Source organism: Streptomyces sp. NPDC002690, assembly GCF_053592415.1.
In genome coordinates this window covers 1-7,664 of the sequence record NZ_JBSFVR010000359.1, presented here as the reverse complement: position 1 = coordinate 7,664, position 7,664 = coordinate 1, and the positions used below count along the sequence as shown (strand labels likewise).

General features: G+C 71.9%; 7 protein-coding genes and 1 pseudogene. 3 read left to right on the top strand and 5 right to left on the bottom strand.

The genetic code is table 11. The features are described from left to right. Window positions 1-180, bottom strand: a pseudogene (locus ACWD3D_RS30335) (hypothetical protein); the annotation flags it as partial. A gap of 240 nt (window positions 181-420) precedes the next feature. On the opposite strand from ACWD3D_RS30335, the gene ACWD3D_RS30330 reads away from it, so the two are divergent. Together ACWD3D_RS30330 and ACWD3D_RS30325 are read left to right on the top strand one after the other, a co-directional pair. Continuing rightward, window positions 421-1,092, top strand: coding sequence for a lysophospholipid acyltransferase family protein (locus ACWD3D_RS30330; RefSeq protein ID WP_387371952.1), 672 nt, complete (start codon window positions 421-423; stop codon window positions 1,090-1,092). 144 nt (window positions 1,093-1,236) lie between these two features. Beyond that, complete coding sequence (locus ACWD3D_RS30325) at window positions 1,237-1,977, top strand: class I SAM-dependent DNA methyltransferase (protein ID WP_451463957.1); 741 nt, start codon at window positions 1,237-1,239, stop codon at window positions 1,975-1,977. Between the two features lie 15 nt (window positions 1,978-1,992). On the opposite strand, the gene ACWD3D_RS30320 is transcribed toward ACWD3D_RS30325, so the two are convergent. Beyond that, the gene (locus ACWD3D_RS30320) at window positions 1,993-3,534 is read right to left on the bottom strand and encodes an MFS transporter (protein WP_451463956.1); all 1,542 of its coding nucleotides are present in this window, start codon (window positions 3,532-3,534) and stop codon (window positions 1,993-1,995) included. A gap of 121 nt (window positions 3,535-3,655) precedes the next feature. Between ACWD3D_RS30320 and ACWD3D_RS30315 the strand changes: the two genes are divergently transcribed. Beyond that, complete coding sequence (locus ACWD3D_RS30315) at window positions 3,656-4,165, top strand: hypothetical protein (protein WP_451463955.1); 510 nt, start codon at window positions 3,656-3,658, stop codon at window positions 4,163-4,165. 78 nt (window positions 4,166-4,243) lie between these two features. On the opposite strand, the gene ACWD3D_RS30310 is transcribed toward ACWD3D_RS30315, so the two are convergent. The 3 genes from ACWD3D_RS30310 to ACWD3D_RS30300 all read right to left on the bottom strand — a co-directional run. Next, complete coding sequence (locus ACWD3D_RS30310) at window positions 4,244-5,215, bottom strand: aldo/keto reductase (RefSeq protein WP_451463954.1); 972 nt, start codon at window positions 5,213-5,215, stop codon at window positions 4,244-4,246. Between the two features lie 133 nt (window positions 5,216-5,348). Beyond that, on the bottom strand, window positions 5,349-6,782 hold the full coding sequence (argH, locus tag ACWD3D_RS30305; protein WP_451463953.1) for an argininosuccinate lyase: 1,434 nt from the start codon (window positions 6,780-6,782) through the stop codon (window positions 5,349-5,351). A gap of 207 nt (window positions 6,783-6,989) precedes the next feature. Then, a partial coding sequence (locus ACWD3D_RS30300) for an FAD-dependent oxidoreductase (protein WP_451463952.1) occupies window positions 6,990-7,664 on the bottom strand: 675 nt, incomplete at its 5' end.

Sequence of the window (7,664 nt, the reverse complement as noted above, 5' to 3'; positions counted from 1 at the left end):
TCTCTCCAGACGTTCTGTGTGATCGTGGTAGTGGTGTTCTCTGGTGTGTACATCGCGTTGCGGGCCGCGGTCGGCCGCCGCGGCGGTACCGGCGGCGGAGAGGCCGAGTGTGGTCGTTCCGAGCACCGCGGCTCCGAGCAGGGCCCGGCGGCCGGGGCTCTTGCGCGTACGCTCTGTCATGGACGCTCCTCGCGTGTGATGTTCGGCGGCGACACCGGCTTCGGCGCGGCCCCGAGCGTAGGCAGGGGGGCCGTACGCGGGGGGTCGGGCGGGCCAACACACCGCTAACACAAGTCAACACTGCGTATCCGTCGTGTGAACCCGATGTGCGGTCGGCGGGTTGCCGCGAGTATCGTCCTCACCTGCACAGACCATCGCGTCACCGCCCCGGCCGGCCCGGCCACGACACCGGAGGAACCGTTGTCCCGACTCACGGTCATCAAGGCAGTGCTCGGCCCGATCCTGCGCCTGATGTTCCGCCCTCAGATCGAGGGCGCCGAGAACATCCCCGGTGACGGTCCGGTGATCCTCGCGGGCAACCACCTCACCTTCATCGACTCGCTGATCATGCCGATCTGCTGCGACCGGCCGGTGTACTACATCGGCAAGGACGAGTACGTCACCGGCAAGGGCATCAAGGGCCGCATGATGGCCTGGTTCTTCACCGGCAGCGGCATGATCCCGGTGGACCGCGACGGCGGACGGGGCGGGGTCGCCGCACTCATGACGGGCCGTAGGGTGCTGGACGAGGGCGGCGCCTTCGCCATCTACCCGGAGGGCACCCGCTCCCCCGACGGCCGGCTCTACCGGGGCCGTACGGGCATCGCCCGCCTCACCCTGATGACGGGCGCCCCGGTGGTCCCGTTCGCGATGATCGGCACCGACAAGCTCCAGCCGGGCGGCGCCGGGATTCCCCGTCCGGGCAAGGTCACGGTGCGCTTCGGCGAGCCGATGGAGTTCTCCCGGTACGAGGGCATGGACCGCGACCGCTACGTGCTGCGCGCCGTGACGGACTCGGTGATGTCCGAGGTCATGCGTCTCTCCGGCCAGGAGTACGTGGACATGTACGCGACGAAGGCCAAGGCCGCGTAGCCGGTACGGGCATCCGGACACGCGAAGGGTCCGCCGCCGGGGAGGGTTTCTCCTCGGACCGGCGGGCCCTTCGCGTGTCCGGACGCGTGCCGGAACGCGGTAATTCGCGGGCGCGGCGGGCGGGCGAACGGTACGGTCCCGGGCGTGACCGACAAGGAAGACTTCTTCGGAGAGCGGATCGCGGCGACGTACGACGATCCTTCGGACGACATGTTCGCGGCCGATCTGGTAGGCACGACCGCGGACTTCCTGGCGGAGCTCGCGGGCGGCGGCCGGGCACTCGAACTCGGCATCGGAACCGGCCGGATCGCGCTGCCGCTGGCGCGGCGCGGGGTCCCGGTGCACGGCATCGACCTGTCCCGGGCGATGGTGGAGCGGCTGCGCGCCAAACCGGGCGGCGACGCGATCGGGGTGACGATCGGGGACTTCACCGGGACGCGGGTGGACGGCACTTTCACCCTGGCGTACCTGGTCTTCAACACGATCATGAACCTGACGACCCAGGCGGACCAGGTGGCCTGTTTCCGCAACGTCGCCGACCATCTCGCGCCGGGCGGCACCTTCGTGATCGAGGTGATGGTCCCCGAACTGCGCAGGCTGCCCGCCGGGCAGCGGATCGTGCCCTTCCACACGAGTGCGACGCGCTGGGCGTACGACGACTACGACGTCGCCACCCAGTCGGTGAGCTCGAACTACGTGGACCTCGCCGACGGGCGGGGCGAGTACCGCTCGATCCCGTTCCGCTACGTGTGGCCGGCCGAGCTCGACCTGATGGCGCAGCTCGCGGGGATGCGGCTGCGGGAGCGCTTCGAGGACTGGGACCGGAGCCCGTTCGGCAACGAGAGCGGCCGGCACGTCTCGGTGTGGGAGAAGCCCGCGGACTGACGGCCGGCCCGGGGGTCACGGGTGTTCGGCGCCCTCCTCCAGCCGCTGCCCGCGCAGCAGGGACCAGGCGGCGACCGCCGTGGCCAGCAGCACGACGGCGCCGGTCCCGGCGGCGGCCCGCAGCCCGTCGGTGAACGCGTCCTGCGCGGCGGCGATCAGCGGACCGGCCTGGGATGCGGGCAGTGTCCCGGCCGCCTCCACGGCGCCACCGAGCGACTCGTGGGCGGCGGCCGTGGTGTCCGGCGGGACCCCGGCAGGTGTGGGAAAGCCCTGGTAGACGCTGGTCACGATGGAGCCGAGCAGGGCGATACCGAGGGCGGCGCCGAGTTCGTACGCCGTCTCGGAGACTCCGGAGGCGGCACCGGCCTGCTCCTTGGGAACGCTGGAGAGGATCACGTCCGCGGTCACGGTGAAGGAGAACCCCGCGCCGACGCCGAGGACGAGCAGGATCGCGCCCAGCGGCGGATACGCGGTGTCCTGGCCGATCAGAGTCACCGCGGCCAGTGCCACGCCGACGGCGGCGAGTCCACCGGAGACGACGGCCCGCACGGAGAACCGGCGGGCCGCCCTGCCCGCCAGCAGACCCGCCACGACCGATCCCACGGCGGCGGGCAACTCCGCGAGACCGGCCTCCAGCGGTCCGCGGCCCTGGACCAGCTGGAGGAACTGGGAGAGGAAGAAGACGAGCCCGGACAGGCCGAGGATGGTGAGCAGATCGGCGAGGACGGCCCCCGAGAATCCGCGGTGGTGGAAGAGGTGGACGTCGATCAGGGGGGCAGGCAAGCGCAGTTGTCTGCGGACGAACCACACCAGTGCGGCGGCGCCGATCACGGCGGCGAGCGTGACGCCCGGGCCGAATCCGTGTGCGGCGGCGTCCTTGACCGCGTAGACCAGCCCGATGATGCCGACGAGCGAGAGGGCGACGCTGGGCAGGTCCCAGGGACCGGGAGCCGGGTCCTTCGATTCGGGGATCAGCCGGGCGCCCACCACGACGAGGACGGCCATCACCGGGAGGTTGATGAGAAAGACGGAACCCCACCAGAAGTGTTCGAGGAGGAACCCGCCGACCACGGGCCCGACCGCCGCGCCGGCCGAGGCCGCCGCGCCCCAGATGCCGATGGCGAGACTGCGCTCGCGGGGGTCGTGGAAGATGTTGCGGATCAGAGCCAGCGTGGACGGCATCAGGGTCGCCCCCGCGACGCCGAGCAGCGCGCGGGCCGCGATCATCATCTCGGCACTGCCGGCGTACGCGTTCAGGACGGAGATCGCCCCGAACGCGGTGGCGCCCGTCAGCAGGAGCTTTTTGCGGCCGACCCGGTCGCCGAGGCTGCCCATGGAGACGAGGAACCCGGCGATCACGAAGGAGTAGACGTCGCCGATCCACAGCAGCTGGGTGCCGGTCGGTTGGAGGTCCTCGGTGAGGTACGGGGTCGCGAGGCCGAGAACGGTGGCGTCCACCGCGACCAGCAGGACCGCGAGGACGAGGACCGTCAGCGCGATCCAGCGGCCCGGACGGCGGGTCTCTTCGATGCCGGTCCCCCGGTCGGCTGTGCTCACCGCTCCACGCTCCGGCCCCCGCCACCGGGCGGCAACCCGGCGATCGGGCGGATGGCCCTGCCGGGACCCCGCGGCCCTGATTTCGTTGCCGCTCCGGCCCACCGGGCGGCAGCATGGGGACATGGGCACCAAACCGCTGCTGCTGATCGACATCGACGGTCCGCTGAACCCGTACATGGCGCTGTCCCGGCGGCGGGACCCTCAGGGGTACCGCCGCCACCGGATGCGCCCGACGGGGTGGGAGACGGGCCAGGCCCTGCCGGTACTGCTCAATCCGACGCACGGCGCGGAGCTGCTGGCGCTGGCCGGCCGCTACGAACTGGTCTGGGCCACCACCTGGAAGGACGAGGCCAACGAGTGGGTCGGCCCGCATCTGGGGCTGCCGCCGCTGCCGTTCGTCGACTGGCCCGTGGTGGGCGGGAGCGCGGGCGACGGGACCTTCTGGAAGACCCGGCACGTGGTGGCGTACGCGGCCGGGCGGGCGTTCGCCTGGATCGACGACGAGATCCGCGAGCAGGACCGGGCGTGGGTGGCGGCCCATCACCCCGGCCCGGCGCTGCTGCGGCAGATCGATCCGGCCGTCGGCCTGGAGCGCCCGGACTTCGACGCGCTGGCCGCCTGGGCGGCCTGAGGCGCGCCGGGCCGTCGGGGCGCGCCAGGCCGGTCAGGGACCGTCGGGCCGGACGGGGTTCGACGGGGGCGGGGGCCGTCAGCTCCAGGGCAGGGCGGCCCGGTACCGCCAGTACGCCTCCGGGTCCTCCACGAGGGTGTCGAACCGGGCCTGTTCCTCCTCGTCGAGGTCGACGGTGACGGCGTGCAGGTTCCCGGAGAGCTGGAGAGCCGTGGCGGCGCCGGAGAGGACGACCCCGGCCCAAGGCCGGCGGAGCACATGGGCGAGGGCCACCGCGTCGCTGCCGAGTTCCCGGTCCCGGGCGATCTCGCGGATCAGCGCCGGCGCCTCCGTACCGGCGAGCCGTCCGTTCGCCATGCCCTCCTTGACGATCACTGTGAGCCCGGCTCCGTGGGCCTCGGCGAGCGCGGGGCCCGCGGAGGTCTCCAGCGCGTTGAAGGTGGCCTGGACGGTACGGAAGAGGGGTTCACCGTCGACCGTGACGGCGAGGGCCGCCAGGATGGCGTCCTTCTGGCCGGGGCCGCTGGTGGAGAGGCCGATCGTGACGCCCTCGGCGGCCAGGTCGGCGAGCCGGGCGTGGAGTTCCTTGTCGGTGAGGGCCGGGCTGTCGGCCGTCACCGAGTGGATCTGGTAGAGGTCGAGCCGGTCGCCGAGCAGCGCGCGGGTCTCGGTGCGCTGGCGGTCGAAGGTGGCCACCGAGTGGTCCTTGACCTCGTGCGCCTCGGCCTCCACGGACCAGTCGGCGGTGTAGGTGTAGCCCCATTTGCTGCCGACCACGACGTCGTCGAGTGCGGGACGGGCGGTCAGCCACTCGGCGAGGAACGCCTCGGAGCGGCCGTAGGAGCGGGCCACGTCGATGTAGCGGACGCCCTGGGCGTAGGCCGCGTCCAGGAGTTCGTGGGTGCGGTCGCGCAGGGCGTCGGGGGTACGGTCCTCGGGCAGGTCGAGGTCGCGGTGGAGATTGATGTAGCCGGGCCTGCCGACGGCGGCGAGGCCGAGCCCGATGTGGGCGGTCGAGGCGGTGGCCGCGGTCAGGCGGTCGAATGGCATCGCGGGCTCCTCGTGGTCCGGGGTCGGTTCTTCACCCTTCCCCGTCAACGTAGCCCGCGTCGCCGCTCGTACACCTCTGACCTGCCGACCGCGTGTCCGGACCGGGCGTGCGGGCCCGGTCCGGACACGGTCGCTACTTCCGGGCGGTCGCCCAGGCGTGCTGGACCGCGAGGTCCTGCTTGACCTCGGCGAGCTGGATCGCGACGGCGGACGGGGCCGTACCGCCGCGTCCGTCGCGCGAGGCGAGCGCCCCGGGCACATTGAGGACGGTACGGACCTCGGGGGTGAGGTGCTCGGAGATCTTTTCGAACTGTTCGTCGGTCAGCTCGTCGAGCTCGATGCCCTGCTGCTCGCACACCTTGACGCATTCGCCCGCGACCTCGTGCGCGACCCGGAACGGCACGCCCTGCTTGACCAGCCACTCGGCGATGTCGGTGGCGAGCGAGAAGCCGGCCGGGGCCAGCTCCTCCATGCGCTCCCGGTTGACGGTGAGCGTGGCCATCATGCCGGTGAAGGCGGGGAGCAGGACCTCCAGCTGGTCGCAGGAGTCGAAGACGGGCTCCTTGTCCTCCTGGAGGTCGCGGTTGTACGCGAGCGGGAGCGCCTTGAGAGTCGCCATCAGGCCGGTCAGGTTGCCGATGAGCCGCCCCGACTTGCCGCGCGCCAGCTCGGCGATGTCCGGGTTCTTCTTCTGCGGCATGATCGAGGAGCCGGTGGAGAACGCGTCGTGCAGGGTGACGAAGGAGAACTCCTTCGTGTTCCAGATGATGATCTCCTCGGCGATCCGGGAGAGGTTGATCCCGGTCATCGCGGTGATGAACGCGAACTCGGCGACGAAGTCGCGCGAGGCGGTGCCGTCGATGGAGTTGGCGACGGAACCGCGCTCGAAGCCGAGATCGGCGGCGACCGCCTCCGGGTCGAGCCCGAGGGAGGACCCGGCCAGCGCGCCGGAGCCGTACGGCGAGACGGCGGTGCGCTCGTCCCACTGCCGCAGCCGTTCGGCGTCCCGGGAGAGGGCCTGCACGTGGGCGAGGACGTGGTGGGCGAAGAGCACTGGCTGGGCGTGCTGGAGGTGGGTGCGGCCGGGCATCGCGACGTCCGGGTGGGTCTCCGCGAGGCCGACCAGTGCGTCCTGGAGCTCTGCGATCAGCCCGCCGATGATCCGGGCGTGGTCGCGCAGGTACATCCGGAAGAGCGTGGCGACCTGGTCGTTGCGGGACCGGCCGGCGCGGAGCTTGCCACCGAGGTCCTTGCCGAGGCGCTCCAGCAGGCCACGCTCCAGCGCGGTGTGGACGTCCTCGTCGGCGATGGTGCCGGTGAACGAGCCGTCCGCGACATCGGCTTCGAGCTGGTCGAGTCCGGCGGTCATGCGGGTGAGTTCTTCGTCGGTGAGCAGCCCCGCCTTGTTCAGGACACGCGCGTGGGCGCGGGAGCCGGCGATGTCGTACGGCGCGAGCCGCCAGTCGAAGTGGACGGAAGCGGACAGCTTGGCCAGCGCCTCGGCCGGTCCGTCGGCGAAACGTCCGCCCCAGAGGCGTACGTCGCTGTTGCCGTTGGCGTTGCTCACTGCGTGCTCCTCGAAGAACAAGGGGGTGGATGTGCGACCGCCTCCCCGCCGCGGAGGGATCGGGGAGGCCGGCTTCGTACGCGTGGTGCGGGTGTGGCGCGCGCCGTCGGGCGGGTCACGCCGGGCGGTGGTCCTCGCGGAGTCGGCCGGAGCCATTCCGCTGCGCTTCCACCGTTGGTATAACTATGCAATCCTCCGTATGTTTTGTCAAAGTGGCTGGTGGGAGTAGGCCGCCTCCCGCCAGGGAGTGCGGGCCGCGATCGCCGCCCGCCAGGGGCGCAGGACCTTCGGGGGCGTGTCCACCGCCAGCACCCCGGTCAGGAGCCGTCCGGTGCGGTAGGCGACGACGAAGCCGCCGTCCGCCATGTCACCGTCGACGACACGGGCCTCGTCGTGGTCGCGGAGGTGCCCGTATGCCTGGTACCTCTGCCCGTACTGGTCGGACCAGAAGTAGGGGACGGGCGCGTACGGTCTGCCATGTCCGGGAGCGAGGAGGTTGCGGGCCGCGGCCATGCCCTGCTCGGCGGCGTTCGTACGGTGCTCGACGCGCATGCCGGTGCCGAACAGCGGGTTGTGCCAGCGGGCGGCGTCCCCGGCGGCGTAGATGCCGGGGGCGGCGGCGCAGTACTCGTCGCATCCCACCCCGTCGGACAGGTCCAGGCCACTGCCGCCGAGCCACTCGGTGTTGGGCCGGGAGCCGATGGCGACCAGCACGTCGTCGGCCTCGATCAGGCTCCCGTCGGACAGGTGCACCCCGGCGGCCCGGCCCGCGACCGTCCTGACTCCGGTGACCCCGGCGCCGGTCCTCAGGTCCACCCCGTGCTCGCGGTGGACGCGGGCGACATGCGCCCCCACCCGTGGGCCGACGACGTGGGCGAGGGG

Bases quoted from the DNA above. Each gene is read 5' to 3' on its own strand.
- ACWD3D_RS30315 (WP_451463955.1), top strand. From the start codon at position 3,656: ATGGGCACCAAACCGCTGCTGCTGATCGACATCGACGGTCCGCTGAAC.
- ACWD3D_RS30310 (WP_451463954.1), bottom strand. From the start codon at position 5,215: ATGCCATTCGACCGCCTGACCGCGGCCACCGCCTCGACCGCCCACATC.